This window comes from Pseudomonas putida (assembly GCF_028682635.1).
In the GTDB taxonomy this organism is placed as follows: Bacteria; Pseudomonadota; Gammaproteobacteria; order Pseudomonadales; family Pseudomonadaceae; genus Aquipseudomonas; species Aquipseudomonas putida_AE.
This window is the reverse complement of record NZ_JANHLK010000015.1, coordinates 71,400-96,439: the sequence shown is the minus strand read 5'-3', so window position 1 is coordinate 96,439 and position 25,040 is coordinate 71,400. Positions and strand designations below refer to the sequence as shown.

General features: G+C 63.0%; 29 protein-coding genes. 9 read left to right on the top strand and 20 right to left on the bottom strand.

The window, feature by feature from the left end; translation table 11 throughout:
- Genes gspG through gspM form a run of 7 tightly spaced genes read left to right on the top strand, consistent with a single transcriptional unit; the run spans position 1 to position 4,202 of the window.
- Positions 1-450: a type II secretion system major pseudopilin GspG gene (gene gspG / locus NPS56_RS19300; RefSeq protein WP_274076084.1), complete on the top strand. Its 450-nt coding sequence runs from the start codon at positions 1-3 to the stop codon at positions 448-450.
- A gap of 3 nt (positions 451-453) precedes the next feature.
- The gene (gene gspH / locus NPS56_RS19295; RefSeq protein ID WP_274076083.1) at positions 454-921 is read left to right on the top strand and encodes a type II secretion system minor pseudopilin GspH; all 468 of its coding nucleotides are present in this window, start codon (positions 454-456) and stop codon (positions 919-921) included.
- Positions 914-1,288: a type II secretion system minor pseudopilin GspI gene (gene gspI / locus NPS56_RS19290; protein WP_274076082.1), complete on the top strand. Its 375-nt coding sequence runs from the start codon at positions 914-916 to the stop codon at positions 1,286-1,288. The genes gspH and gspI overlap by 8 nt, the downstream gene beginning before the upstream one ends.
- A complete protein-coding gene (locus tag NPS56_RS19285) occupies positions 1,281-1,823 on the top strand; it encodes a type II secretion system protein GspJ (protein WP_274076081.1) in 543 nt (180 codons plus the stop codon). The genes gspI and NPS56_RS19285 overlap by 8 nt, the downstream gene beginning before the upstream one ends.
- Positions 1,820-2,650, top strand: coding sequence for a type II secretion system protein GspK (locus NPS56_RS19280; protein WP_274076080.1), 831 nt, complete (start codon positions 1,820-1,822; stop codon positions 2,648-2,650). The genes NPS56_RS19285 and NPS56_RS19280 overlap by 4 nt, the downstream gene beginning before the upstream one ends.
- Complete coding sequence (gene gspL / locus NPS56_RS19275; protein ID WP_274076079.1) at positions 2,647-3,744, top strand: type II secretion system protein GspL; 1,098 nt, start codon at positions 2,647-2,649, stop codon at positions 3,742-3,744. Before NPS56_RS19280 ends, gspL begins: the two co-directional genes overlap by 4 nt.
- Positions 3,741-4,202, top strand: a complete 462-nt coding sequence (gene gspM, locus NPS56_RS19270; RefSeq protein ID WP_274076078.1) for a type II secretion system protein GspM — start codon at positions 3,741-3,743, stop codon at positions 4,200-4,202. Before gspL ends, gspM begins: the two co-directional genes overlap by 4 nt.
- On the opposite strand, the gene NPS56_RS19265 is transcribed toward gspM, so the two are convergent.
- Entirely contained in the window at positions 4,195-5,475 is a 1,281-nt protein-coding gene (locus tag NPS56_RS19265; RefSeq protein ID WP_274076077.1) for an MFS transporter, read from the bottom strand. The two genes, gspM and NPS56_RS19265, sit on opposite strands and share 8 nt — an antisense overlap.
- Before the next feature lie 119 nt (positions 5,476-5,594).
- Here NPS56_RS19265 and NPS56_RS19260 point away from each other — a divergent pair, with 119 nt between their 5' ends.
- On the top strand, positions 5,595-6,491 hold the full coding sequence (locus tag NPS56_RS19260; protein WP_274076076.1) for a LysR family transcriptional regulator: 897 nt from the start codon (positions 5,595-5,597) through the stop codon (positions 6,489-6,491).
- Between the two features lie 457 nt (positions 6,492-6,948).
- The gene (locus NPS56_RS19255; RefSeq protein WP_274076075.1) at positions 6,949-7,212 is read left to right on the top strand and encodes a DUF6124 family protein; all 264 of its coding nucleotides are present in this window, start codon (positions 6,949-6,951) and stop codon (positions 7,210-7,212) included.
- A gap of 105 nt (positions 7,213-7,317) precedes the next feature.
- Here the strand turns inward: NPS56_RS19255 and NPS56_RS19250 are convergent, their stop codons facing one another.
- The 19 genes from NPS56_RS19250 to NPS56_RS19160 are packed head-to-tail and all read right to left on the bottom strand — an operon-like array spanning position 7,318 to position 24,699.
- Positions 7,318-8,544: a beta-ketoacyl-ACP synthase gene (locus tag NPS56_RS19250; protein ID WP_274076074.1), complete on the bottom strand. Its 1,227-nt coding sequence runs from the start codon at positions 8,542-8,544 to the stop codon at positions 7,318-7,320.
- Positions 8,544-9,272, bottom strand: a complete 729-nt coding sequence (gene fabG, locus NPS56_RS19245) for a 3-oxoacyl-ACP reductase FabG (RefSeq protein ID WP_274076073.1) — start codon at positions 9,270-9,272, stop codon at positions 8,544-8,546. The genes NPS56_RS19250 and fabG overlap by 1 nt, the downstream gene beginning before the upstream one ends.
- On the bottom strand, positions 9,269-9,730 hold the full coding sequence (locus NPS56_RS19240) for a hotdog family protein (RefSeq protein WP_274076072.1): 462 nt from the start codon (positions 9,728-9,730) through the stop codon (positions 9,269-9,271). Before NPS56_RS19240 ends, fabG begins: the two co-directional genes overlap by 4 nt.
- Positions 9,727-10,923 carry a beta-ketoacyl-[acyl-carrier-protein] synthase family protein gene (locus NPS56_RS19235; protein WP_274076071.1) on the bottom strand — a complete coding sequence of 399 codons (1,197 nt, stop codon included), beginning with the start codon at positions 10,921-10,923 and terminating at the stop codon, positions 9,727-9,729. The genes NPS56_RS19240 and NPS56_RS19235 overlap by 4 nt, the downstream gene beginning before the upstream one ends.
- Entirely contained in the window at positions 10,920-11,402 is a 483-nt protein-coding gene (locus NPS56_RS19230; protein ID WP_274076070.1) for a hypothetical protein, read from the bottom strand. The genes NPS56_RS19235 and NPS56_RS19230 overlap by 4 nt, the downstream gene beginning before the upstream one ends.
- Before the next feature lie 37 nt (positions 11,403-11,439).
- Positions 11,440-12,687, bottom strand: coding sequence for an NAD(P)/FAD-dependent oxidoreductase (locus NPS56_RS19225; protein WP_274076069.1), 1,248 nt, complete (start codon positions 12,685-12,687; stop codon positions 11,440-11,442).
- Positions 12,674-13,834 carry a sodium:proton antiporter gene (locus NPS56_RS19220; protein WP_274076068.1) on the bottom strand — a complete coding sequence of 387 codons (1,161 nt, stop codon included), beginning with the start codon at positions 13,832-13,834 and terminating at the stop codon, positions 12,674-12,676. Before NPS56_RS19220 ends, NPS56_RS19225 begins: the two co-directional genes overlap by 14 nt.
- A complete protein-coding gene (locus NPS56_RS19215) occupies positions 13,831-16,170 on the bottom strand; it encodes an MMPL family transporter (RefSeq protein ID WP_274076067.1) in 2,340 nt (779 codons plus the stop codon). The genes NPS56_RS19220 and NPS56_RS19215 overlap by 4 nt, the downstream gene beginning before the upstream one ends.
- Positions 16,154-16,846, bottom strand: a complete 693-nt coding sequence (locus NPS56_RS19210; RefSeq protein WP_274076066.1) for an outer membrane lipoprotein carrier protein LolA — start codon at positions 16,844-16,846, stop codon at positions 16,154-16,156. Before NPS56_RS19210 ends, NPS56_RS19215 begins: the two co-directional genes overlap by 17 nt.
- Positions 16,843-17,268, bottom strand: a complete 426-nt coding sequence (locus NPS56_RS19205; protein WP_274076065.1) for an acyl-CoA thioesterase — start codon at positions 17,266-17,268, stop codon at positions 16,843-16,845. Before NPS56_RS19205 ends, NPS56_RS19210 begins: the two co-directional genes overlap by 4 nt.
- Positions 17,261-18,805 carry an HAL/PAL/TAL family ammonia-lyase gene (locus tag NPS56_RS19200; RefSeq protein ID WP_274076064.1) on the bottom strand — a complete coding sequence of 515 codons (1,545 nt, stop codon included), beginning with the start codon at positions 18,803-18,805 and terminating at the stop codon, positions 17,261-17,263. Before NPS56_RS19200 ends, NPS56_RS19205 begins: the two co-directional genes overlap by 8 nt.
- The gene (locus NPS56_RS19195) at positions 18,786-19,727 is read right to left on the bottom strand and encodes a glycosyl transferase (protein WP_274076063.1); all 942 of its coding nucleotides are present in this window, start codon (positions 19,725-19,727) and stop codon (positions 18,786-18,788) included. Before NPS56_RS19195 ends, NPS56_RS19200 begins: the two co-directional genes overlap by 20 nt.
- On the bottom strand, positions 19,724-20,458 hold the full coding sequence (locus NPS56_RS19190; protein WP_274076062.1) for a glycosyltransferase family 2 protein: 735 nt from the start codon (positions 20,456-20,458) through the stop codon (positions 19,724-19,726). The genes NPS56_RS19195 and NPS56_RS19190 overlap by 4 nt, the downstream gene beginning before the upstream one ends.
- Positions 20,451-22,130: an acyl-CoA synthetase family protein gene (locus NPS56_RS19185; protein ID WP_274076061.1), complete on the bottom strand. Its 1,680-nt coding sequence runs from the start codon at positions 22,128-22,130 to the stop codon at positions 20,451-20,453. The genes NPS56_RS19190 and NPS56_RS19185 overlap by 8 nt, the downstream gene beginning before the upstream one ends.
- Positions 22,127-22,672, bottom strand: a complete 546-nt coding sequence (locus tag NPS56_RS19180) for a hypothetical protein (protein ID WP_274076060.1) — start codon at positions 22,670-22,672, stop codon at positions 22,127-22,129. Before NPS56_RS19180 ends, NPS56_RS19185 begins: the two co-directional genes overlap by 4 nt.
- A complete protein-coding gene (locus tag NPS56_RS19175; protein ID WP_046819912.1) occupies positions 22,669-22,923 on the bottom strand; it encodes an acyl carrier protein in 255 nt (84 codons plus the stop codon). The genes NPS56_RS19180 and NPS56_RS19175 overlap by 4 nt, the downstream gene beginning before the upstream one ends.
- Before the next feature lie 9 nt (positions 22,924-22,932).
- Entirely contained in the window at positions 22,933-23,208 is a 276-nt protein-coding gene (locus tag NPS56_RS19170; protein ID WP_274076059.1) for a phosphopantetheine-binding protein, read from the bottom strand.
- Positions 23,186-23,998, bottom strand: coding sequence for a lysophospholipid acyltransferase family protein (locus NPS56_RS19165; protein ID WP_274076058.1), 813 nt, complete (start codon positions 23,996-23,998; stop codon positions 23,186-23,188). Before NPS56_RS19165 ends, NPS56_RS19170 begins: the two co-directional genes overlap by 23 nt.
- The gene (locus NPS56_RS19160; RefSeq protein WP_274076057.1) at positions 23,974-24,699 is read right to left on the bottom strand and encodes a beta-ketoacyl synthase chain length factor; all 726 of its coding nucleotides are present in this window, start codon (positions 24,697-24,699) and stop codon (positions 23,974-23,976) included. Before NPS56_RS19160 ends, NPS56_RS19165 begins: the two co-directional genes overlap by 25 nt.
- Positions 24,700-25,040 lie beyond the last annotated feature (341 nt).

Genomic DNA, 25,040 nt, shown 5'->3' with positions numbered 1-25,040 from the left:
ATGAATGCTCTGCGTCACAGAACGTCCCAGCACGGTTTTACCCTGATCGAGATCATGGTGGTGGTGGTCATCATCGGCATCCTGGGGGCCATCGTGGTGCCGCAGTTTATGAGCCGTCCCGATCAGGCCAAGGTCACCGCCGCCAGAATCGATCTACAGGCCATCGGCACCGCCCTGGAAATGTATCGCCTCGACAATCTCCACTACCCCTCCACGCAACAAGGGCTGGAGGCCTTGAGCAAGCGTCCTTCCGGGGTGCCGACGCCGCGGAGCTGGAACCCGCAGGGTTACCTGAAAAGCTTGCCCGTTGACCCGTGGGGCACGCCCTATCAGTACCTCAATCCCGGCGTGAAATCGGACGATGGCGGCTATGACCTGTATTCCCTTGGCTCCGATGGCGTAACGGGTGGCGAGGGGCACGCGGCGGAAATCGGCAACTGGGGTGGTTGAAGCATGCCACGCCGATGTCGGGGATTTACCTTGCTGGAAATGATGATCGTGATCGTCCTGATCGGCGTGCTGGTGGGCATGGTGAGTCTGGCTGCTGGCGTTAACCCGGCTCAGCAAGCCAGGCAGGAAGCGGGTGCGCTTGCTGGTTTCATCCGCCAACTGCGTGAACAGGCAGTGCTCGAGGGGCGGGAATACGGTGTGCGACTGAGCGTCGAAGGATACCGGGCAATGCGCCTCGATGGGCGTGGCTGGGAGCCGCTGGCAGCCTTCTACCGATGGCCCGACGGCTTGCGCCTGAGCCTTGAACAGGAGGGCTATTCCATGAGCCTGGGCGCTGATGCCGGTCAACCCCAGATTCAGCTGTACAGCAGCGATGAAACCAGCACCTTCTCCCTGACGTTTGCTGGCAAAGACAGAGTCTGGGCGAGCCTGTCCAGCGATGGCGTCGGCGAGGTCATGATCGATGACTGAGCCATCGCGCATGGGTGGCTTCACCTTGCTTGAAGTCATGGTGGCCCTGGCGATTTTCGCAACCCTGGCCACCGCCGTGCTGTCCGCCAGCCAATACGTGGTGAGACAGGCGGGCGCTGCCGAGGAGCGCCTTCTCGCGGCCTGGGTGGCGGACAACCAACTGAACGAGTTGCGCCTGCAATCGTCCCCGGTGATTTCACAGTCCCAACGGGTGGTGAGCATGGGAGATCGCGACTGGGTTGTACGTCAATCCGTACGTATGGCGAGTGATCCGCATGGGTTGGCGGTCGAGGTCGAGGTCGGCCTTGCCGGTCGTGACCACAGCCTGTTCCGCGCCACCGGCTGGATGGCCAATCGGCATGAATGAGCAGGGCGGATTCACCCTGCTGGAACTGGTTATTGCCATTGCGATTTTCGCATTGCTGGGGCTGGCCAGCTGGACGCTGTTCGACAGTGTGGTGCGCGTGCAGCAGGGCACCCAGAGCCACGAACGAGAACTCAGAAAGCTGCAACGCGCCGTGGCAGTGATCGAACGCGACCTGCTGCACATCGCCCAACAGCCTGTGGTGCCTGACCCGACGCAGCTGCAACTGGTGCGCAGCAATTGGCGTAATCCACTGGACTTGCCACGCAGTGAGCGCCAGGTGCTGACCTATCGACTCGACAACGGCGTGCTGTGGCGCGACAGCCGGGCAGAAGGGGCGCAGAGCGTACAGCGACAAAAACTGCTGGACGATGTTCGAGACCTGCGTTGGCGCCTGTACGACAGTCAGGTTGGCTGGCGCGCTGATTGGCCGACCGGGCCGAACCAGAAGGCGCCCCTGGCGGTGGAAATGCAGGTGTCGGCAGGGCGTTTCGAAGCGATACGCCGAGTGCTGTCATTGCCGGGGTCATTTCCATGAGGGCCAATCAACGCGGCGTTGCATTGATCAGTGTGTTGCTGGTCATGAGCCTGGCGCTGTTGATCATCGGCGGCATGCTGCGCAGCCATCGCGCGTTACTGCAAAGCACCGGGCAACAGCTGCAGCAGATGCACCTGCGGCAACTTGGCGTCGCCGGGGAAACCTGGGGCCTGGGCTTGCTCGAGGCCCAGCAAAAAGATAGCGACCCGATTGCTCAGCCATCCAGCGCTTTCGCTATTGAAGACGCGCAGATCCTTGTCGATATCGAGGACCTGGCCGGGCGCTTCAACGTCAATGCCCTGTTGATTCAGGGCCAGATCGACCAAGTCACGCTCAATCGCTGGATGCGTTTGCTGGTGCTGCTCGAACTGCCGCCGCTGCAACTGGAGCAAGTGGGGGCGTTGCGCGAGCTCAGCCAATTGCGACTGCTTCCGGGTGTCGACGGTGAGTTGTTGAGTCGCCTGGCGCCCTGGGTCGCGCTGTTGCCGGTAGAGGCCGCGACGAACATCAACACGGCACCGGCGTTGGTGTTGCGCGCGCTCGACGGTGTCGAGAGTACAACGGCCGAAGCCCTGGTACGCCAGCGTTCCACGGCAGGCTGGCCAAACGTTCAAGCGTTTACCCAGGACCCGCTGTTATCCGGCTTGGGCTTGAGCAGCCATGGCCTGGGCGTTGACAGCCGCTGGTACCGGATCACCGTGCAAGTGACCCAGGGCCAGGGCCATCTGCGTCTGGCCACCGATGTCGAACGCGACCCGAAGACGCGACAACTGAACATCCTGCAACGGCGTGTCCTACCCTCGACCCTCAACGAGATACCGCAATGAAAACCTGGCTTTACCTGACGGCCGAAGGCTTGGCCCTGCCCACGCTCGCCTGGCCTTGTTGCCTATGGACCTCGACCGGCGAACGGCAGCTCTTGCCCTTGGACCAAGCGGCACAGGCACTGGTTGGGCAGGAGGTCGATGTGTTGCTGCCCATGGAGCTGTGCAGTTGGTTAATCAGTGATCCATGGCCGTCCAGGCGCCAGCCTGATGCCCAAGCCATCGCCTTCGCCGTCGAAGAGCAACTGAGCGAAGCCCTGGAAAAGCTGCACCTGAGCACCGGTGCGCGCGATGCACAAGGTCGCTACCCGGTGATGGTGATCGACCGCGAACGATTCGCCGCCGTGCTCGCGCTGCTTGCCGGTGTGGGTGTTGTAGTGCGATCCGTGTTTGTCGATGCCGATGTGTTGCCCCGTGACCAGGCGCTCGGTATCCGCTGGTTTGGCCGCTGGTTGCTCGGGGGCGGCTTGCCGGCTCGCCTGACCTTGTCGGATGAGGATTTGCTGGCGCTCAAGCCGGGCTTGCCCATGGACGTGCAGTGGCGCGATGAGCGTCAGGACTGCCCTGATATCGATCAATGGCTGGCCTCGGTGCATGGACAGGCAATCAATCTGTTGCACGGTGATTTCGCTGCGCGTCGCAAGCGCCTGCCCTGGCGGCTCGGCGGACTGGCGCTGTTGCTGCTCGACTGGGGCGCCAGCGCGGCACGTATCGGTTTTCTCGAAAACCAGACCCGTCAGCTATACAGCCGCAACGAGCAGCAATTCAAGGCGTTTTACCCGGACCAGACCCGCATCGTTGACCTGGGGTTACAACTCAAGGCCTTGCAAAGCCCGAATGCGGCCTCCCAGGATGGTCATATCGCCGGGCTGGTCAAGCTCGTCGAGCAAGTCATCGGTGCCAGCAACGTCGATGTCCAGCGCATTGAGTTTCGCGAAAGCGATGGTTGGAAAGTCCAGCTGACCGCCAACAGCTTTACCGAACTGGAGTTACTGCGCGAGCGTGGCCGTCAGCAAGGTTTGCCTGTGCGACTCGACAGCGCGAGCAAGGAAGGCGATCGGGTGCGGGCGACCCTGACCCTGGAGCAAGGCGCATGACTCTGAATGGATTGATCCCATGGCTGGCGCTCCCGCAGCGCTGGCAACGCCTGTCGCTGCGCGAACGTCGGCTGTTGCTGATGTTGGGGGTGTTTGTCTTTGGCGTCGCGGCATTCAGCCTGGTCTGGCAACCGACACAGCAGCGCCTTGCGACTGCCGAGCGTCAGTACCATCAGCAACTGGCACTGGCGGCGCAACTGCAGCTGGCGCGTCCGCGCAGCACACGCGAACCTGTCACCCAGCCGCTGTCGCTGCACGTCAGTGAAAGCGCCACCGAGGCGGGGCTGGAACTGCATCAGGTCAACACCGACGGCGATCAGTTGCGCCTCAGTCTCAGCGGTGATGCCAAGGCCTTGCTGGCCTGGCTGGACCGCATCGAACGCAATGGCACCGTGTTGCAATCCTTGACCCTGGAAAAGCGCAACACGGTGCTGGAGGCGCGGATGGTACTCAGATAGTCGCGCCGGCTCCCGGCAGCGGCGGCAACTTCGCCAGTTTCAACGCCACCAGCAACGCCACCACCAGCAGCCCACCAATGAACAGACCGATGCCATTCCAGCCGCCCAGGTGCCAGAACACGCCGCCCGCCGTACCGGCAATGCTCCCCCCGGCGTAGTAGCAGAACAGGTACAAGGACGATGCCTGGCCCTTGGCCTTGATGGCACGGCGGCCGATCCAGCTGCTGGCGACCGAGTGGGCGCCGAAGAAACCGAACGTGAAGATCAGCATGCCGATGATCACCAGCGGCAATGGCGTGAACATCGTCAGGGCGAGACCGCCGAGCATCAGCGCGATCGTGCTCCAGAGCACTTTGCGGCGGCCGAGCCGGTCGGCCAGCGAGCCGATTTTCGCCGAGCTGTAGATACCCGAGAGGTACACCACCGAGAGCAGTCCGACGAAGGCCTGTTCCATGTGATAGGGCTCGGCCAGCAGGCGGTAGCCGACGTAGTTGAACAAGGTGACGAACGCCCCCATCAGCACAAAGGCTTCGAGGAACAGCAGCGGCAGGCCGGCGTCGCGAAAGTGCATGGTGAAACCGTCGACCAGGCTACGCGGGTGCAGTGAGCGGGGGCGGAAGTTGCGTGATTCGGGGAGGATTTTCCAGAACACCGCTGCCGCCATCAGCGCCAGGCCGCCGATCACCAGCATTGCCGTGTGCCAGCTGACGAAGTCGATCAGTACGCCGGTGATAAGACGCCCGCTCATCCCGCCAATGGCATTGCCGCCGATGTACAGGCCCATGGCGAGGCCGATGTGCTGCGGGTGAATCTCTTCGCTCAAATAGGTCATCGCCACCGCTGCCAGCCCGCTCAACGACAAACCGATCAGCGCGCGCATGACCAGCACGCCGTGCCAGCTCGGCATCATCGCGCTGGCCATGGTGCACAGTGCGGCGGCGAACAGTGCCGCCACCATCACCGGTTTGCGGCCGATGCGGTCGGATATGGGGCCCGTGATCAGCAGGCCAATGGCAAGCATGCCTGTAGCCACCGAGAGGATCAGGCTGCTCTGCGCCGCGTTGATGGAATATTCGTGGGACAACAGCGGCATCATCGGCTGCACGCAGTAGAGCAGGGCGAAGGTGGCGAAGCCGCCGCAGAACAGCGCCAGTACCGTGCGCATGAACGCAGGCGTGCCTTTTTCGATGTAGATCTCCGCCAGCTCGGCGACGACTTCGCCCTGTGCGGCAGGTGGAACTTCATGGGCGAGTGGAGCAACAGCAGTTTTCACGGTGGACCTCGGAGGAGCGCAGCCGGTCAGGCAATGAAAAAAGCATATAGCCGGCTAATGATTCAATCCAATATATTGTTCGACCTGTTTGATAGCTTTAACGACCTAATGGGGTATTCATGGAATTGCGTCATCTGCGCTACTTCATCGCCGTCGCCGAAGAACTGCACTTCGGCCGCGCCGCGCAGGTGCTTGGCATCTCGCAACCGCCGCTGAGCCAGCAGATTCAGGCGTTGGAGCAGGAAGTCGGCGCACGCTTGTTCGAACGTACCAATCGTCGGGTCGAGCTGAGCGAGGCTGGTCGGCTGTTCCTGGAAGAGGCGCGGTTGGTGCTGGCGCAAGTGGACAAGGCGGCGGATGTCGCGCGGCGGGCACAGCTGGGCGAGTTGGGTGAACTGAAAATTGGCTTCACCTCTTCGGCACCGTTCAACTCGACCATTCCCCAGGCGATTTTTTCATTTCGCCAGCGTTTTCCGGCAGTGCACCTGAACCTACGGGAAATGAGTAGTACCCAGGTGGCCGATGCGCTGGTGGATGAGTCGATCGAAGTCGGCATCATGCGCCCGCTCGGGCTGCCCGATTCGCTCAGTGTGGTCGAGCTGATGCGCGAACCGCTGGTCGCCGTTCTCAGCGCCAAGCACCCGTTGGTAGAGGGCAGCGAGGAGGGCTTGTTTCTGTCAGCCCTGGCGCTTGAGCCCTTTGTGTTTTTTCCGCGCAGCTACGGCAGCGGCCTGTACGCGCAACTGCTCAGCCTGGCCCGGGATGCCGGCTTCAGCCCTCACTTCGCCCAGGAGGCCGGCGAGGCGATGACCATCATCGGGCTGGTAGCGGCGGGGCTCGGTGTTTCGGTGCTGCCGGCGTCTTACCAGCGAATGCGTATTGATGGCGTGATCTATCGACCACTGCTCGATCCGGCGGCGGTGTCGGCGGTGTGGCTGGTGCAGCGCAAGGACCAGAAATCGCCGATGGCTCGGGCGTTTGTTGAACTGCTCACACGCAAGGTTGAACCGCTGTAGGAGCGAGCTTGCTCGCGATGAACCAAAGCACACTGCGTGCACCCAGGAACCCCACGTCATCGTTAACGACCATCGCGAGCAAGCTCGCTCCCACAGGCTCAGATTTTTCGCCGCTGCTCGTGGGACATTTCTGAACTATCCCGGAGAGGCTACAGCGCCTTGCGGCGTTGCCTACAACTACTCCAGAATCGGCCGGCTTGTGCGTTTTGAGGGCCATCGGTAGCTTGAACGGGGTCACTGATTGTCAGTGATCGGGTTTAGTAGCCCTTAGCAAATCGAAGTGCACATGCGCTCCTGATAGGCAGGTATGTCCATACCTGCCCTTGACGGTAGCTGTGCGCAGGGCGCCTTCGGGCGCGCCGGTTTTCGCTTTGCCCGGTCTACTAACCTGCGTACAGCTGCCACCCTTTTGATCAGTAGCGATTCGGTGTGGCCCCCACTGTCAGGACGCTGAATCATGACCAATAGCTCAAACCCACCGGATTCCGACCCAGACACTCCACACCAACCCAGCAATATCTTCCTCATCGCCCCCGAAATCGACAACCACACCCTGCTGGAGTACGCCTGCGTTTCACTGGCATCAGCCAATGTCATGGCGAGCGACTTCGCGAGGAGCCTGAACGCCACGCAGAGCCACACACTGCTGGGGATTCAGCAATCGATCATGCTGGGGGAACTGGCGGTGAATCGGGTCCTGGATAACCTCGATCCACCCTGAAAAAACCATATTGCACGTTAGAAAAGATCGCAGCCTGCGGCAGCTCCTACAGGTGTACACCATTCCCTGTAGGAGCTGCCGCAGGCTGCGATCTTTTGATTTTGCTTACGCCCAGCGCTTGAAAATCAACGAAGTATTCACCCCGCCAAACGCAAAATTATTGTTCATCACATACTGATTACTCATCTGCCGGAACTCGCCCCGCAGGTAATCCAGTTTGCCGCAGTGCGGGTCGACCTCATCAAGGTTCAGCGTGTGCGCATACAGGTCGCGGTTCATCATTTCGATGCTGAACCAGGACTCCAGTGCGCCACAGGCGCCAAGGGTGTGGCCGAGGAAGCTCTTTTGCGAGCTGATCGGCATGTGTTCGCCGAACAGGCTGCTGGTAGCCAGGGTTTCGGCGATGTCGCCCTGTTCGGTGGCCGTGCCGTGACCGTTGACGTAGCCGATGTCGGCAGGGCTCAAGCCCGCGTCTTCCAGGGCCAGCTCCATGGCCCGGCGCATGGTGACTTGCTCCGGTCGGGTGGTGTGTTGGCCGTCGGCATTGCTGCCGAAGCCGACGAGTTCGGCATGGATACGGGCACCCCGCGCCAGGGCGTGTTCCAGTTCTTCGAGCACCAGCATGCCGCCGCCTTCACCGATCACCAGGCCGTCGCGCCCTTTGTCGTAGGGGCGTGGGGTGGTGTGCGGGGCGCTGTTTTTCAGGCTGGTGGCGTAGAGCGCGTCGAAGACCATGGCTTCGGTGGGGCACAGTTCTTCGGCGCCGCCGGCGAGCATCAGCGGCAGGCGGCCGAACTTGATGGCTTCGTAGGCATAGCCGATGCCCTGGCTGCCGCTGGTGCAAGCGCTGGAGGTGGGGATCAGGCGGCCGGTGAGGCCGAAGAAAATGCTGATGTTGGCCGCCGTGGTGTGCGGCATCATGCGCACGTAGGAATTGGCGTTCAGGCCTTCGGCCACCGAGTTGAGCAGCATGTTGCCGAATGCCTTGATCTCGTCGGTGCTGCCGGTCGAGGAACCGCAGGCGACGCCCATGCGCCCGTCCTTGATCGATTCGTCACCGAGCAGTCCGGCGTCGGCCAGCGCCTGTTCCGCCGCGCCGACGGCCAGCCGTGAAACACGGCCCATGCTGCGCAGTTGTTTGCGCGTCCAGTGGCTCGGCACCTTGAAGTCATCGATGGGCCCGGCCAGGCGCGTATTGAGTTCGGTGAAGCGGTCCCATTCATCCATTCGACGAATGCCGCTGCGGTTGGCCACGAAGTGGCCAGCGATGGTTTCCCAGTCGCTGCCCAGGGAGGTGATGCCGGCCATGCCGGTGACGACGACGCGCTTCATCAGCACAGGCCTCCATTGACGGCCAGAACCTGCCGGGTGATGTACGAGGCTTCCGCCGACATCAGGAAATTCACCGCGCCGGCCACCTCTTCAGCGGTGCCCATGCGCCCTGCGGGGATCATTTTCATCAGTTCATCCACCGGCACGTTTTCATCGAGCATGGCTGTGTCGATCAGGCCGGGTGCGACACAGTTGACGGTGATCTTGCGCTTGCCCAGCTCGATCGCCAATGCTTTCGCCGCGCCGATCAAGCCAGCCTTGGAGGCGCTGTAGTTGACCTGGCCGCGATTGCCGATCAAGCCCGACACCGACGTGATGCAGACAATCCGCCCGGCGGCGCGACGACGAATCATCGGCATCATCACCGGGTGCAGCACGTTGTAGAAACCGTCGAGGTTGGTACGCATCACCACATCCCAATCATCCTCGCTCAGCGCCGGAAAAGCACCATCACGCGTCAGCCCGGCGTTGAGCACCACGCCGTAATAGGCGCCATGGGTTTCGACGTCGGCTTCAAGCTTGGCCTTGCAACCGGCGCGGTCGGACACGTCGAATTGCAGGATGCGCACAGTGCGACCCAGGGCCTCGATCTCGCCTTGCACGGCTTGGGCGTCCGCCAGGCCACTGCGGCAATGCAGCACGATGTCATGCCCGGCCCGTGCCAGGCGCAGGGCGATGGCGCGGCCGATGCCACGGCTGGAACCGGTGACCAGTATGGATTCAGTCATGACTGGACTCCTTCGGATTCATGAAGATATTGAGCCGCCTGAGGCGGGCGATACACGTTCAGCCGGGCGCTGGCATGAATGCCGGGTGCGTTGATGTGGCACTCGAACACGCCCATGCCGTTGTCGTCTTCCAGCGAACGGATGCCGTGCAGGGTCAGCTCGGTGCCGGCGGGGAAACGGTCGACGTTGCATTCGAACTTGCGCGAACCGAGCAAAAAGCCCAGCTCCACGGCATCGCCGCGCTGGCGCGCATGGCAACCGGCGAAGGCCGCGACGCTCTGGGCCATCAGCTCGATACCGACCCAGGCGGGCAGGCTGCCGTCGGGCAGGTTGAACAGGCCGTCGGGCTTGACCCTGAGGCGGGTATGAATCTGTTCTTCATCGAATGCCAGGATCTGCTCGATGAGGATCATGTCGCCAGCATGGGGCAGCAGTTCGGCGAGCGGCCAGTCAATCATGGGGCGTCTCCGATAATCAGGCTGACGTTGTTGCCACCGAAGGCGAAGGAATTGCTCATCAGGTAGCGAGGTCCAGTGGACGCCAGGCGATCGGCGGGAGTCACCCATTTCAGGGCCGGCAGTTGCGGGTCGGGCTGGCCGTCCCAGACATGCGGCGCCAGACGGTGCTCGCGGTTGTCGCTGCTCAGGCTCAACCAGCAGAACGCGGCTTCCAGCGCGCCGGCCGCGCCAAGGGTATGACCGGTCATGGGTTTGCTCGAAGAACAGGGCACGCCGGCCGGGAACAACGCCGCCACCGCGTGGCTTTCCATGGCGTCGTTGTGTTGGGTGGCCGTGCCATGCAGGTTAAGGTAGGCGATCTGCTCAGGCTCAAGTCCGGCCCGGCTCAACGCCTTGCGCATCGCCTGCTGGGCGCCACGGCCGGTGGGTTCCGGGGCGGAAATGTGGTGCGCATCGGAACTGGCGCCACTGCCCAACAGGGCAATCGGCTGGGTGTCGCCAGGCTGTTTGCTCATCAGGAACAGCACGGCTGCTTCGCCGATATTGATGCCGTTGCGGTTCACCGAAAACGGATTGCAGCGTTGCCCGGACACCGCTTCGAGTGCCGAGAAGCCGTTGAGGGTCAGCTTGCACAGGGTGTCGACACCTCCGCACAGCACCACGTCGCAGATGCCCAGGTCGAGCAGGCGCTGGGCACTCATCAACGCGCGTGCGCTGGAGGTGCAGGCGGTGGAGATCACATAGGCCGGGCCGCTCAATTGCAGCCAGTCGGCGAGAAAATTCGCCGGCGCGCCGAGTTCCTGTTGCTGGTAGTCGTAGTCGGCGGGGAATTGCTGTTCGCGCACGTAACGCGCCAGGCCCTGGCTGGCTTCGTCGATGCCCGAAGTGCTGGTGCCCAGCACGATACCGATGCGCTCGCGGCCGTAAGTCTGGATGGCCTGGTCGATGTCGTGGCGAATCTGCAGCGCGGCCTCCATCAGCAGTTGATTGTTGCGGCTGCGTTGGCAGCGCAGTTCTTCGGGAATAGCCACGAGCTCGCCCGTGACTGCACCGACCGGTAATGACCGCTCCCCCACCCAGCCGGCCTCGCTGCGCATGCCGGAGCAATCGCCGGCAAACAGGTTGCGGGCGACTTCGTGCTTATCGTGGCCCAGGGCGCAGACGACCCCGAGGGCATTGAGGTAGGCCGTCATGGCGTGTCACCGCTCAGGGACGTGATTTGATATTTCGGGCCTTTGGGCAGGTTCAATTCGAAGCTCAATGGTTGTGAATAACGGACATCCCAGCGCTCTGGCAGCGAGCGTTGTGCGCCATGTTGCCACGCGTCCGGGTAGTTGCCAGACAGCTCATCCCTGGGGGTCAGCGCAAACAGCAGTGCGGCGAACAGCTCCCGGGCTTCCGGGTTCGGCGGCAACAGGCCATCGGCGTGCCAATGGCCGTCGATCAGTTTCTGACGGGCCTGGGGAATGCCCAGCAGGTCCATCATCGACCAGCGTATCGCCGGGCCTTCACGCTGGATGACCAATACCCAGTCCTGGCGCTGTTCGGCCTGCAGGCGCTGGATGTGCAATTGCAACGGCAACGCCACGCTCGGGGTCTGCTCGGGCAGCGGCGCCTGGCTGGCGCAGGCACTCAGCAGCAGGAGGCAACCGAGCAGCAGGCATCGAATCATCAGACGCACCCTTCAACGGGCTGGCGCACCATGTTGCTCATGTCGCATCCCTTGCACAGAGTTCTGACAACATCCGCAGCCGGCGTTTCGGTTCAGCGACGAATGGATTGCGCTCGTCCCAGGCATAACCGGCGAGGATCGAGCTGATCATGCGGCGGATTTCCGGATTGCCATCCGGGTAGTAGATCACGTCCTGGAAAGTCCCGGCGTACCAGCCCTCGACGTAGCAGCGGAACGTATCGACCCCGCGCTTGAGCGGTTCGGCGAATTCACGCTGCCAGTCCACGGACTCGCCTTGCAGCTGGCGGTGCAGGACGCTTGCGGCCATGCTCGCCGAGCGCATGGCGATGGTCACGCCGGAGGAAAACACCGGGTCGAGAAATTCCGCGGCATTGCCCAGCAAGGCGAAACCGCGACCGTGCAAGGTTTTGACGTTGGCCGAGTAACCGCCGATGGTATTTGCCTTCGTATCCCACACGGCGTTGTCCAGTACCCCGGCCAGGCTGGGAGTCTCGGCAATGAAACCGCGCAGACAATCGTCGAGGTTATCGCTGCGACCCTCGAAATGCTCCGCAGCGGCCACCACGCCGACCGAGCAGCGGCCATTGCTGAACGGAATGGTCCAGAACCAGACGTCACGCTGGGTGGGATGGGTGGTGATGAGGATCTTGGTGCGATCGAAGTTCGGGTGGTCGATATGGTCTTCGACATGGGTGAACACCGCCTGGCGCACCGGGAAATTCGACGGTGCTTCAAGGTCGAGCAGGCGCGGCAGGACACGGCCGTAACCGCTGGCGTCGAGCATGAAGTCAGCCTCGATGCGGTACTCGCTGCCGTCTTCGCGCCGTACGCCGAGCAACGGCTTGGGCTGTTCGATATCGACGCTGACGATGGTTTCGCCATAGCGGATTTCCACGCCCTGCAGCGCTGCCTGGTCAGCCAGCAGTTTGTCGAAATCGGCGCGCTGGACCTGGAAAGTCGTGGGTTTGCCCTGGGTGAAGGTGTCGCCGAAATCGAAGGTGCTGTAGCGCTCGCCCCAGGCAAACGCCGCGCCGGTTTTCAACTGAAAACCCGCCGCATTGACGGCGTCGAGCATGCCCGCTTCCTCGACGAAATCCAGGCAGTGGGACAACAGGCTTTCGCCGATGGAAAACCGCGGGAAATGCTGGCGTTCGATCACCAGTACGTCATGCCCCTTGCGCTTGAGCAGCGCGGCGGCGATGGCCCCTGAGGGACCCGCGCCGATGACCACGATCTGACGACGTTGCGTTTCAACGGTTGGCATGGGGGCTCCTTGCCTGGGCGGCAGCTATCAATGGGATCCGGTGCATGCCGGCCAATGCCGGCAGCAGGGTCGCGACCAGGCCCATCAGCATCAGCGCAAAGTACAGCGCCGGGCTGATGAGCTGTTGTTGCAGCAGCAGGTTGAGAAAGACGATTTCGCTCAAGCCGCGAATGTTCAGCAATACGCTTTCGCGCCAGCGACTGGCGCCCTGGAACGAGGCGCCGGCCCAGCCAAGGCCGAGCCAGTTGCCCAGCAGCTTGCTGGCGATCGGCAACAGCAGCAGGGCCGCCAGCTGCACCCAGCCGAGGCTGTCCATGGCGCTGTGCACGTTGATCTGCACGATACCGAAGGTGAGTATCAGCGGAATGGCGATGTACGTCTGCAAGCGGTTCATCCAGATCGCCGGCAATGGCAGCACCAGCGGCGCCTTGAGCGCCGCCATGACCAGTACATAGCCGATGCCGAAAATCAGCGCATTGAGCTTGTAGTGTTCGGCGACCACCAGTAACGCGAAAAAGCCCAGGCTGTAGAGCCAGGTTTGCCGCAGGCCCAACAACCGCAGCAGCACGGGCAGGCAGGCGCCGGCCAGGGGCAGCAACAGGCTGCTCAGGTGCAGGCTGCCCTGGGCGATGGCGAACAGGGTCCAGCAGGCCAGGTCGATGATGATCGCGGTCTGCACCAGTCGCCGGGTGGCGCTGTGCGGGTAATTAATATGCCGCAGGTACAGGTATAACACCGGGATCGCGGTGATGGCGAACAGCAGCCCGACCGCCAGCGAACTGATCCAGGGTTGCGGCGGCAACAGCCAGATGGCCGTGGCCAGGCCGCACGCGAACGGAATGCAGAAACTCGGCAGGGCGATTTTCAAGCTCTGGCGGTCCAGTTGCAGATCGATCACATCGCTGAGGATATAGCCCAGCAGCAGGGCGAAACTCAGGCTGTAGAGGTTTTTCAGCCAGCCCGGTGATACCAGTGCTGCGCCGCTCAGTTGCCATTGTGGTTCGATCCAGAAGTACATCAGCAGGGGCAAGCCGAGGGTCGCCAGCAGCAACTGGCTGACGATGGGGATCAGGCCGCAATGGCGCCCGACCCGGGTCGCTACGGCGAACAGTACCAGGGCCATCGCCCAGAACAGCCCGATCATCATTGAGTTGGCTCCGTGAGGCTGGCGGCGTGCACCTGGCGACCGGCCCAGGGCGCGAGCAGGAAGCTGAAAATCAGCCCCAGGCTCACCGACAGGCCGAAGTTGCTCACCGCTGGCGTGCTCGATACCGCCAGCAGGCCGAACGACAGCCAGGTGGTCAGCGCGGCCAGCAAGGTGCCCAGCAGGCTCACGGCGGCGCCGCCAACCTGTTCGCGCATGAGGATGGCGTAGTCGACGCTGATCGCCGTCACCAGCAGCAGGCCGAACAGGCTGAACAGGGTCAACGGCTGCCCCAGCCAGCCGAGGCTGGCCAGGCTGCACAAGGCCGCCAGCAAGGGCAGGGAGACGATGCGCAGTGCGCCGCCAAGACCGAACGGCAGGATCAGCACCAGCACGATCAGCACGCAGGAGGCGAGTTTCAGTTCGGCGGCGCTGATCTGGGTGGCGGCGAACACGCTGTTCAACTCGCCCAGTCGGTCCACCAGTTTCACGCCTGGCAAATCCTCGGCCTGTACCCGCAACAGGGCAGGATTGTTCAGGCCTTGCAAGCTGACCATCGCTGCCACGCCGTCAGCGGTCGGCCCCAGCCACAATAGGCGATACGGCTCGGCCAAGGGACCGGCCAGCGCGCTGTCGATGTCTTCGACGGGCAGCGCCTGCAATTGGCTCAACTCCGCCTGCAGCGCCTGAGCCGGGACGCCGACATCGAGCAACGGCTGCCAGAAAGCCGGCAATTTGCTCAATGCCTCGCGAACCTTGCGTTGTTCGCTGGGCGGGCTGACCAGTTGATTGAGTGACAGGTACCCCTGGAGTTTCTCCAGGCCAACCAATTGATCCAGGCGTTCACTCAGGGCGCCCTGGCGTTCGAGTAATTGCTGTTGGTCGGCCGCCTGCACCAGGAAGAACTGGCTGGTGGGTTGATAGCCGGTGATTCGCGCAATGGTCTGCGCTTCGTCGGTCAACTGCTGCGGCGCGCCGACCCACTGGCGGATGTCGTTTTTAGTCTGGAGCTGCACCAGGCCGCCGGCACAAAAAGCGATCAGCAATGCCAGCAATACCGGCGTGCTCAAATACCGCAGTAACGCTTCGCGGCAGCCCAGTAAATATTCGCAAAGCCGCAGTGGCCATTGCGCCGGGCGCAGCTCGGCACCCTTGAGCAGCGCCGGCAGCAGGCACACCGCGGATAAATAGGCACCCAGCAGGCCTGCCGCCGAAAACACGGCGATCTGGGTCAAGGCCGGAAAGGGCGTCCAGGCCAGGGCCAGGTAGCCGATGGCGCTGGTGACCAGGCTCAGGGTCAGGCCCGGCAAGGTCAGGCGCAGCGCCGGCCAGCTGTGCCAGGGTTTCAGGCTCCAGCTCTTGGACAAATAATGCAGGGGGTAATCGACGGCGACACCGATCAGGCTCGAACCCAGTACCAGCGTCATCACATGCATGTGGCCGAACAGTGCCACGCAGGCCACCGCGCCGAACAGCATGCCCACCAGCACCGGAACGAACGCCAGCAGGACACGCCAGCGGCGGAAGGCCAGCAACAGCAACAACAGGATCCCGACGGTGGCACCGCCCCCGACCCAGGTCATCTCCCGGGACGCCTGGCGCTGGCCGTTGGCTGCGTACAACAAGCCACTGGCGGCGAGCAGTTGCACGTCGGCCCGGGCGGCTTCATCGCGGCTGTGCTGGAGCAGGTCGGCCACTTGCAGCGGCAGGTTCATGTCGAAGGCGTTGCCGGTGGCCCGCGCCCGCAACAGCACCCAGTGCTTGCCATCGGCCTCGGCGATCAAGGCGCCACTGCCAATGTCCAGTTGCACGGCACCGTGCTGTGGCTGGCTGTTCTGGATGCGCCCGGTCAGGCCCAGCCAGTCATCCTGGCTCGGCACCAGGCTGAAGCCGGTGAAGGGGTCGAATAGCGCCTGCACCCGTTGCTGGATAAAGGCGTCGGGGTGGTCGATCAATTGCTCGCGATCGTCGGCCGCGAGCATGGCCAGTCGGCCTTGCAGCAGTTGCGTGCGCAACGCCGGCAAGTCGGCTTGCAGGTTCCATTGGACCTTTTCGAACAGGCCGCTGGCTTGCCACTGATCCCCCAGCGTTTGCGCCATGGCGATGGCTTGCTGGCGATCGGTGTGGCCAACCAGCACCAGCATGTCGCGGTTCAGCGGCTCCTGCATGCGTTGTTCGGCGCGCAGTTCCAGCGCATCCGGCGCGGTGCCGGGCACCAGTTCCATCAGGTTGGCCGACAGTGGGGCGCCGTTGCGCCATTGCCAGCCGGCGAGCGCCAGCACTGCCACCAGCAGGATCAGGAACAGCCACGGCAGCCTGCGTTCACTCGGCAAAGTCATGCTGCTCCGTGTCGCTCAAGGGTTGCGCGCTGGTGCTGTCCTGCATGCGCAACAGGGTGCTGTCGCCCTGGGTTTCCAGCAACTCGATGCTGTGCACCAGTTCGCCGCCGGTGATGTTGATCTGGTTGAACACCTGCTTGAGCAGCATCGAGCGCGGCGTCAATGTCAGTGTCCAGTTCTGCGCGTCGCCCGCGAGAGACAGCTCGAAGTCCCGTTGCAGCCCGCTGCTGTCGCCTTGCAGGACGGCCAGGAACAAGCGGTTCTGCTCGGCGCCGGCACTCTTGCCCGGCAGCATCTGCCAGCCGCTGGCGTCACGTCGGGCAATGCCTGCGGAGTTGATGCGGTAGTCCTGTTGCAACGGCGTTTTCAGCAGCCACAACAGGCCATGATTTTTCGCCAGGACGAAAGTGCCCTTGCTGGTCAGTGGCTGGGGCAGGGCGCGCAGGTGTTTTTCCTGGATGAAGTTGCCGTGGATCACCTCGGGCTTCGCCAATTGATCGCTGAGTTGCTGCAGGTCGAAGGCGTTGGCCAGCCCTGGAATGCCCAGCAACACGCAAAACACTGTAGGAGCGAGCTTGCTCGCGAAAAACCTGAGAGCACCGCGGAGTGTCAGGTGCCCAGCGTCATCGTTAACGACCATCGCGGGCAAGGCCGCTCCTACAGGGGACACAATCATGGTAGAGCCCTCGCTACGGCATCGGTGAACACCTTGGGCGAAGCCAATTGCATTTCGCGATTGCTCATGTCGACGGCGACCTGCACGGACACGGCGCGAGTCAGGCGCTCGCCGGTTTCCAGGTCACTGATCAGGTAGTTGATCTTTAACCGGTTCTCCCATTCCACCAGATTGGCGCGCACGTTGAGCTTCTGCCCGAACTCCGCACCGCGTACGTAGCGCAATTGCAGGTCGATCACCGGCCACGCATAACCCGACTCGGACATCGCCGTGTAGTTGTGGCCGATCTTGTCGAGCAATGCGCAGCGGGCGATTTCCAGGTATTTGACGTAATGACCGTGCCAGACGACGTTCATCCGGTCGACGTCGAAGAACGGCACGACGATTTGTGTATCGGTGTGAAGCACTCCCTTGCTACGCATGCAGCCTCCAGTGTTGTGCGGCGATTCGTTGCAGACACAGGCGCAATTCGCCTTCCAGCGCGCGGTCTTCGATGACCGGCGGAAAATCCTTGGCCAGTGCTTCGTGCATGGCCGCCAGGGCCGGTGGCAGCGGCCGTGCATCCTCGGCCTGGGCGCGCAGCCACACGCCTTGATTGGCGGCCAGCAAGGTCGCGGCGGCGACCTGCTCGGTCAGCTCCAGCACGCGGATCGCATCACGGGCCGCGATGGTGCCCATGCTCACTTTGTCCTGGTTATGGCACTCGGTGGAGCGCGAGAACACGCTGGCGGGCATGGTGTTTTTCAGTGCTTCGGCGGTCCAGGCGCTGGTGCCGATCTGCACGGCCTTGAAGCCGTGGTTGAGCATGGCGCGGTCGGCCGTGGCGCCGGACAGGTTGCTCGGCAAGCCGTGGTTGTAGCGCTCATCCACCAACAGGGCGAGTTGTCGATCGAGCAGGTCGGCGACGTTGGCCACGAGGTTTTTCAGGCTGTCCATGGCGAACGCGATGTGCCCGCCGTAGAAGTGCCCGCCATGCAGCACGCGCTCGGCCTCGGCATCGATGATCGGGTTGTCGTTGGCGCTGTTGAGCTCGATTTCAATGAACGAGCGCAGCCAGTTCAGGCTGTCGGCCAGCACGCCGAGTACATGGGGCGCGCAACGCAGCGAGTAGCGGTCCTGCAGGCGATGCAGCGGCGCGGTCGGTGCGTCGATGGCCAGGTCCTTGCGCAGCCACGCGGCGACTTGCATCTGCCCCGGGTGCGGTTTGGCGGCGAACAGGCGCTCGTCGAAATGCTCCGGGTTGCCTTGCAGCGCCACCACATTCAGCGCGGTGATGCGCGTGGCCAGTTGCAGCAGGTAATCGGCGCGGGCGTAGGCCAGGCAGGCGAGCCCGGTCATCACCGCGGTGCCATTCATCAGCGCCAGGGCTTCCTTGGGCCGCAGCACCAGCGGCTGCCAGCCAAGTTCGCGGTGCACATCGGCGGCTTGCCGGCGCTCGCTGCGATACATCACTTCACGCTCGCCGGACAGTGTGGCGGCGACGTACGACAGCGGCGTCAGATCGCCGCTGGCGCCCACCGAACCTTCTTCCGGGATCAGCGGCAAAATGTCGTGTTCAAGGAACGCCTGCAGGCGTTCCAGCAGTTCCACGCGCACCCCGGACACACCCTGGCAAAGCGACTGCAAACGGGCCGCCAGCACCGCGCGGGTGGCCTGCGCGTCCAGCAGCTTGCCCAGGCCGCAGCCGTGGAAGGTGTACAGATGACGCGGCAAGGCCTCGACGTGATGCAGCGGCACCGCGACCACGCAGGAATCACCGTAGCCGGTGGTCACGCCGTAGATCACGCCTTCCTTGTCCAGCAGGGAATCGAGGAACTGCGCGCCTTTGGCGATGCGCTGGCGGAACGGCGGGTCGCCCTGCAATTGCGCCGGCGCCTGGCGGTTGGCCAGGGCCAGCACATCGTCGATGCGCAAAGGGCGTTCGCCGAAGATTACAGGCTCAAGCGTTGGCGTCGTCATCGGTCTTCCAGAAAGGGTAAAAGTTGAACCATTGCTGAGGCGCTTCGAGGCAATAGTGACTCAGGCGCTCGGCATAGCGGGAGGCCCACTGATGAATGACCTGTTCACGGTCGCTGCGTTTCCAGGCGATCGCGTCAGCGAAGGGCTCGAGGGTCAGTCGATAGTCGCCATCGGGCTTCTTCAGGCACAGCAGCAGGTTGACCGGGCATTTCAGCAGCCCGGCCAGCAGCCACGGCCCTTGCGGGAATTTTGCCGGGTGACCCAGGAAGTCCACCGTCACACTACGCCCGCCGTGCAGCGGCACGCGGTCGCCGGCAATCGCCAGCCATTCGCCGCGTTCCAGGCGTTCGTGCAGTTGCAGCATGATCACCGGGTCCAGCTCACTGACCTGGATCAGCCGCAGATTGGTCGCACCGGCTTCGCCCAGCAAGCGATTGAAGCGTTCGGCATGCTTGGTGTGCACCAGCACGTTCATGGTGACACGTTCGCCGATCTCCGCCAGGGCGCGGCAGACTTCGAGATTGCCCAGGTGAGCGCCCACGAGCATTTGCCCGCGGGTGCCGCGCAGCTGGTTGCGCAGCAGCGCCGGGTCGATGATTTCGATCTGCTCGATGCTCAGCTTGCCGTTCCACACGTCGAGCTTGTCGAGCAGGGAGTCGGCGAAAGCCATGAACTGGCCGAACACTCGCCAATGGCTCGGGCGCAGTTCGTCGCGACCGCTCCAGTCGGCGAGCCGTTGCTGGTACTGCCAGGCACTGTGGCGGGCACTGCGGCCGAACAGGAAAAAGTACAGGACGATGCCGTACAGCAACGGGCTCAGCAGTCGACGACCCAGCAGTTTGGCGGCGACGGCGGTGAATTTCATCAGCCAGAAGCTGCCGCGTTCCTCGCGATCGGCCCAGTGCTCCTTATTGACGCTCATGGGCGCCACCGTCGCCAGAGAATCACCGGCGAGCGCAATAACATGCCGAAGAACAACCGGGTGTGCATGCTCGAAATCAGCACGTTGTCGTGGAACATGCGGAAATGTGAAACACCGTCCATCGGGTAATGCACCCTGGTTTGCAGCCATAACATCGGCAGTCGGCGCCAGGCCAGGCGGACCAGGATGTCCGAGTCGAAGTCCATGCGCTTGCCGATCTTCGCCGATTCGATCAGCGCCAGCACCGGCGGCAAGGGATAGACGCGATAGCCGCACATGGAATCGCGAATCTGCAACGACAGGGTGTTGATCCAGACCATGACGTGGGTCAGGTAGCGGGCGTACAAACGACCCTTCGGCACGCTGTCATCGTAGAGCGGATAGCCACAGACTACGGCTTCGGGATGGGCGCGGGAGCGTTCGATAAAACGTTGCACATCCTGCAGGTCGTGCTGGCCGTCGGCATCCACCTGCAAGGCGTGGCTGAAACCCAGGCGCGAGGCTTCGCGAAAACCGGTCATGACCGCTCCGCCCTTGCCCTGGTTGGCGGCGAGGCGGACCAGATGCACGTTGTCGCGCTGCGCCAATTGATCGAGCACCCTGGCGCAGGCCGGGCTGCTGGCGTCGTCCACCAGAATGCACGGCAGGTGGCTGGCGAGCAGCGCATCGACCACGGTGGTGATCGCGGTTTCGTGGTTGTAGACCGGCACCACGGCGCAGGGATTATGCATGCGCCGCCACCAGCAGGATCCGCCCGCTGGAGCAGGTGGCGGTTTCGTTGCGATAGGCGAAATACAGTTTGCCGCGGCTCGGGTCGAAGCGCAGGTGCAACTGGACTTCATCGCCGGGACGGATCAGTTGCTGGAACTTGAGCACTTCCATGCCGGCGAATGTCTCTGGCAGGTTCATCAGCTGTTGGCCCAGATGCATTGCCCACTCCACCTGCACCACACCGGGCAGCACCGGCGCGGTAGGGAAGTGCCCGCTGAAATAGGCAAGGTCCGGGGGTACAGCCAGTTGCAGGCTCCACTCACCGTTGGCTTCGACCTGTTCGAGCACCACAGGTGCCTTGGGGCGCGGCGCCAGCAGCAGGGCTTCGACGTCGGCCTGGGGCAGTTTGCCCTGGGCGTTGAGCGGCAGTTGTTGCAGCAGGCGCCAGCGCCTTGGCAAGGCCAGGGTTTCGCAATGCAGGCTCAGGTGTTGCCGCAATTGTTCCGTGAGTGTGCGTCGTCCTTGATTGCGCAGTACATGCAGGCCCGCGTCAGTCAGGACCACCAGCGCGCCCAACGAGGCGCGGTTTTCCTGAACGACACCCAGGCGCGCTTCGGCCACCCAGTCGTGGGCCATCAGCGCCTGCTCCAGCATCGGCAGCGAGATGCGTTTCTCTTCCAGCTTGACGATCCGATCCAGGCGTCCGAGCAGTTCGAAGCGGCCGTCAGCCGCAATTCGCGCGGCATCGGCCGTGTGCTCGATATGGCCGTCAGGCAAGTAGGGCGAGGTGATGAGCAAGGCCCCCTGGTCGTCCTGGCTCACCTGAACGTTGGCAAAGGGCTGCCACAGGGACTGACCCTGGCGCCAGGCGATGCCGCCCGTTTCCGAACTGCCGAAAATTTCCGTCGGCCATTGGTGAAGGCGTTGTTGCAGGCGCTGCGCGGCCTCGGCTGGCAGTGCGCCACCGGAGGAAAATACCCGACGCACCGCGCTCAGCGCTGCCCAGTCGAGGTTGTCGCCCATGCGCTTGAGCAGGGCCGGGCTGGCCACCCAGGCGAAGGCCGGGTACTCGCGACTGGCGCGCTGCAGGTCTTCCGGGAAGGCCAGTTGCCTGCGCACGAACGGGCGCCCCGCGCACAGTGGCCACAGTACCCGAAACAGCAGGCCATAGATGTGCTGGGTGGCGACGCTGCCAATGATGCAAGCCGAACCCAGGTCGGCGCCCCACAGCTGTTCCAGGGCCTCAACTTCATTGACCAGTTGGCCCAGGTTTTTTTCGATGCGCTTGGGTTCGCCGCTGGAGCCGGAGGTGCACAGGCTCAGCGAGCAGCCTTCAAGGTCGAGGGCGGCGGCGCCAAGGGGGGAATCCTGGTAATCGCCCAGGTGTGCATCGTCCGGCTGATCGGTGAGCCATACATCCACTTCACCGGACCAGCGCTGGCGGGTCTGCGGTTGCAGGTCGGCCGGCAGCAGCACGCCTACCCCGGCACGCCATGCGCCCAACAGGGCAATCGCCAGGTCGGCGGCGTCTTCAAGGTGCACGGCAATGCGCCGCACACCGCGGTTTTGCAGGTTGGCGGCCAGGCGCAGGGCCTGCTCGCGCAATTGTGTGTGATCGAGCTGCGGTTCGGCCGTCACGGCACGCTCCGGCTCGGCCTTGAGCAGCAGGTGCTCAAGTTTTATCCAGTTCATGGGCGGCCTCGTACCCGTTGTCGTATCAGCCATTCAATGGCAAACATCAGGCCTATCAATCCGTAGGAGATCAGGCCGGTGTACAGCATCCACCAGCTCAGCGGCGCCCACAGTGTCAGGGCTGCAGCGCAGATCCCGTTGCACAGGAAAAAGACGCACCAGGCGATAGTCACCTGGCGGGTATAGCGGATGGCCTTGACCGGCAAATGCGCTTCGCGCAGGCGGGCCAGGCGTTCAACCATCGGCGGGCCGTATTTCAGGCTCAGCCCGAACAGTCCCAGCATGAACCCACTGATCAGTACCGGATACCAACGCAGCAGCGACGGACTGTCGAACAGCGCCAGCAACAGGCAGAACAGGATGGCCACGCATGCCATCCACAAGCTGCCCGGTCGTCGCTTGCCGGTCAGCGCGCGGGCCAGCCACAGGCTGCCCAGCAGCAGCCCGAACTGCCACGGCGCGAAATGCTCCATGCCGAAATACACCGCAAAAGGGTATAGCAGGCCCGCCAGCAGCAGGCTGAGGCCGATCAGTCGACTCATGCGGCCGGTTGAACCAGACGGTAGACCGCCTCGACCACGTCGCTGACGGTACGCACCGATTTGAATTCTTCGGCCGCGATCTTCTTGCCGGTCTGGCGCTTGATGTGATCGATCAGGTCGACCGCATCGATGCTGTCGATTTCCAGGTCCTGATACAGGTTGGATTCGAGGCTCACCCGTTCGGGGTCCAGTTCGAACAGCTCGACCAAGGCATCGCGCAGGGTTATGAAAATGTCGTCACGAGTTTGCATGGTCCGGTCTCAAGCTGCCTGTTTTGCGGTGACGAAGGCCGCAAGGCTCGCCACGTTACTGAAGTGATTGCGCGTGTCCTTGGCGTCGGCATCGATCTTGATGCCGTATTTTTTCTGGATGGCCAGGCCGAGTTCCAGGGCATCCACCGAGTCCAGGCCCAGGCCTTCGCCGAACAGCGTCTGCTCGTCGCCGATGTCGTCGGCGCTGATGTCTTCGAGGCCGAGGGCGTCGATGATCAGGGTTTTTATTTCCAGCACCAGGTTATGAGTCTGCAGATCGCTCATCTTTGGCGAGCTCCTTAGTAAAATAGGTATGCAAGTAATCGTTGAGCTTGCGCGAGGCCTGAGGGGCAGGGCCTAGCGCTGCGAAAGTCTGGGGATCCATATCGGCCCCGACGCGAATACTGAAGTGTACGCGGCGCTTGGGGATCCGATACCAGGGTTCGGCCTTGGTCAGTGTGGTCGGGCTGACCTTGATCACCACGGGGGTGAGAATTTTCGCACCCCGCAGGGCAATTGCCGCGCCCCCCCGATGAAAGGCGGGTGCCTGGCCCGGCTGGGTGCGGGTGCCTTCGGGAAAGATGATCAGGGGCTGGCCTTGTTTGAGCGCATCGGCGGCGGCATCGAGCATGTCCATGCTGCCGTCGTTGCTGATGTATTCGGTGCGACGCAGGGGGGTGCGAGTGAACGGGTTATCCCAAAGGCTTTGCTTGACCACGCAGTTGGCGTGGGGGACCAGCCCGATCAGGAACACCACATCGATCAGCGATGGATGATTGGCGATGATCATCTGGCCCGGTCGCCCGAGTTTGTCCGCACCTTGAATCTCGTAGGTCAGCACGCCAGTGCGGGCCATGAACCGGACGAACAACCAGAAGCAGCGGCTGACGGTTTGTCGCGCGCGCAACCGGTGGGTCCGGGCATCACCCGGCAGGCAGGCCAGCAGCGGGAAAACCACCAGGCGCAGGCACAGGCCGCCCAGCCCGAACAGGGCAAAGCTCGCGGCCGTGGCCAGCAGCCGCCAATAATAGGCATCGCGGTTTTTTTCAGTCACAGGCTGCGTTGCCAGGTCCATACACGATTTTTCCAGGCATGTTGGCAGGTGGTTTGCGGGCCGAGCAGCGTGCACAACAGATTCAGCGCGTGAGGCCAGCGAGCTTTGGACAACGCATCCGTGGCGCTGTTCAGGGTCAACTGCCAGTCATTGCCCGGGGTAATCAGCAGGCCGACGGCATAGGGGAAGGGCACATCGTCGATCCAGGTCGAATAGGCCTGCGGTGGCTGCTCTTCGGTGATCACCAGCAATACCGCGGGTGCGCCTTCAGCCAGCAGGGCCGCGGCCTCCAGCATGCCGTGCTCCAGGCCGTCGCCAGCGGCGGCCAGGGCAGTCATTTCGCTGGTTTCACCGCGCATGATCGACCACAGGCCGATGATCGCGTTATGCACTGACAGGCTGAACTGGGTCGGCGACAGCGGCTGGTCGACGGCCAGGTCGCTGAGAATATCGAAGGTCCGTGGGGTTTCGCCGTGACGGGAAACAAAGACCAATGGCAGGTCCTGACGACCTTCGGCCAATGGCCAGCCGACACTGAAGGCCATCCGCGCCAGACGGCTGAGCCGCCGACGCTGCATGGCCGGCAGGAACGAGACATCGGGTGCGGCATCGCTGCCCGGCAACATCGAGGGTTGCCGGCACCAGGCCTGCCAGTCATCCACGCTTTCAAGCCCCGGGGCCCAAGCGCGCCACTGGGCGATGTTGAAATTGATCACAGACATTCAATCCCGCCCTTGCAGGCTTCCTGACGCGGTGAGTGACGCATTGGCACGGCACACCCTACGTGGCGCTTGGCGCCGAGTGGTGCGCATTATCCCGGTGCGGCGAACCTGTAGCAAATGCTGGTTACATTTTGCCCAGTGGGATTTACCGGTCAGTTCGCAAAAACTGAACGATTGGCAATCATTCACGTTTTCATGGGCCGTCTGTCGGCTTTGAACTCGGTTCAATAAGGCGCCAGCGGCTTTTTCAGCAGGAAAAGGCTGATGACCGTGTAGTCCCTGTGTTTGTGAGGTAGCGAAGCCATGCCGTGGACCACTACACTCGGTCATTCTTTGATACA

Coding starts and splice junctions, on each gene's coding strand:
- gspG (WP_274076084.1), top strand. CDS start 1: ATGAATGCTCTGCGTCACAGAACGTCCCAGCACGGTTTTACCCTGATC.
- gspH (WP_274076083.1), top strand. CDS start 454: ATGCCACGCCGATGTCGGGGATTTACCTTGCTGGAAATGATGATCGTG.
- gspI (WP_274076082.1), top strand. CDS start 914: ATGACTGAGCCATCGCGCATGGGTGGCTTCACCTTGCTTGAAGTCATG.
- NPS56_RS19285 (WP_274076081.1), top strand. CDS start 1,281: ATGAATGAGCAGGGCGGATTCACCCTGCTGGAACTGGTTATTGCCATT.
- NPS56_RS19280 (WP_274076080.1), top strand. CDS start 1,820: ATGAGGGCCAATCAACGCGGCGTTGCATTGATCAGTGTGTTGCTGGTC.
- gspL (WP_274076079.1), top strand. CDS start 2,647: ATGAAAACCTGGCTTTACCTGACGGCCGAAGGCTTGGCCCTGCCCACG.
- gspM (WP_274076078.1), top strand. CDS start 3,741: ATGACTCTGAATGGATTGATCCCATGGCTGGCGCTCCCGCAGCGCTGG.
- NPS56_RS19260 (WP_274076076.1), top strand. CDS start 5,595: ATGGAATTGCGTCATCTGCGCTACTTCATCGCCGTCGCCGAAGAACTG.
- NPS56_RS19255 (WP_274076075.1), top strand. CDS start 6,949: ATGACCAATAGCTCAAACCCACCGGATTCCGACCCAGACACTCCACAC.
- NPS56_RS19250 (WP_274076074.1), bottom strand. CDS start 8,544: ATGAAGCGCGTCGTCGTCACCGGCATGGCCGGCATCACCTCCCTGGGC.
- fabG (WP_274076073.1), bottom strand. CDS start 9,272: ATGACTGAATCCATACTGGTCACCGGTTCCAGCCGTGGCATCGGCCGC.
- NPS56_RS19240 (WP_274076072.1), bottom strand. CDS start 9,730: ATGATTGACTGGCCGCTCGCCGAACTGCTGCCCCATGCTGGCGACATG.
- NPS56_RS19235 (WP_274076071.1), bottom strand. CDS start 10,923: ATGACGGCCTACCTCAATGCCCTCGGGGTCGTCTGCGCCCTGGGCCAC.
- NPS56_RS19230 (WP_274076070.1), bottom strand. CDS start 11,402: ATGATTCGATGCCTGCTGCTCGGTTGCCTCCTGCTGCTGAGTGCCTGC.
- NPS56_RS19225 (WP_274076069.1), bottom strand. CDS start 12,687: ATGCCAACCGTTGAAACGCAACGTCGTCAGATCGTGGTCATCGGCGCG.
- NPS56_RS19220 (WP_274076068.1), bottom strand. CDS start 13,834: ATGATGATCGGGCTGTTCTGGGCGATGGCCCTGGTACTGTTCGCCGTA.
- NPS56_RS19215 (WP_274076067.1), bottom strand. CDS start 16,170: ATGACTTTGCCGAGTGAACGCAGGCTGCCGTGGCTGTTCCTGATCCTG.
- NPS56_RS19210 (WP_274076066.1), bottom strand. CDS start 16,846: ATGATTGTGTCCCCTGTAGGAGCGGCCTTGCCCGCGATGGTCGTTAAC.
- NPS56_RS19205 (WP_274076065.1), bottom strand. CDS start 17,268: ATGCGTAGCAAGGGAGTGCTTCACACCGATACACAAATCGTCGTGCCG.
- NPS56_RS19200 (WP_274076064.1), bottom strand. CDS start 18,805: ATGACGACGCCAACGCTTGAGCCTGTAATCTTCGGCGAACGCCCTTTG.
- NPS56_RS19195 (WP_274076063.1), bottom strand. CDS start 19,727: ATGAGCGTCAATAAGGAGCACTGGGCCGATCGCGAGGAACGCGGCAGC.
- NPS56_RS19190 (WP_274076062.1), bottom strand. CDS start 20,458: ATGCATAATCCCTGCGCCGTGGTGCCGGTCTACAACCACGAAACCGCG.
- NPS56_RS19185 (WP_274076061.1), bottom strand. CDS start 22,130: ATGAACTGGATAAAACTTGAGCACCTGCTGCTCAAGGCCGAGCCGGAG.
- NPS56_RS19180 (WP_274076060.1), bottom strand. CDS start 22,672: ATGAGTCGACTGATCGGCCTCAGCCTGCTGCTGGCGGGCCTGCTATAC.
- NPS56_RS19175 (WP_046819912.1), bottom strand. CDS start 22,923: ATGCAAACTCGTGACGACATTTTCATAACCCTGCGCGATGCCTTGGTC.
- NPS56_RS19170 (WP_274076059.1), bottom strand. CDS start 23,208: ATGAGCGATCTGCAGACTCATAACCTGGTGCTGGAAATAAAAACCCTG.
- NPS56_RS19165 (WP_274076058.1), bottom strand. CDS start 23,998: ATGGACCTGGCAACGCAGCCTGTGACTGAAAAAAACCGCGATGCCTAT.
- NPS56_RS19160 (WP_274076057.1), bottom strand. CDS start 24,699: ATGTCTGTGATCAATTTCAACATCGCCCAGTGGCGCGCTTGGGCCCCG.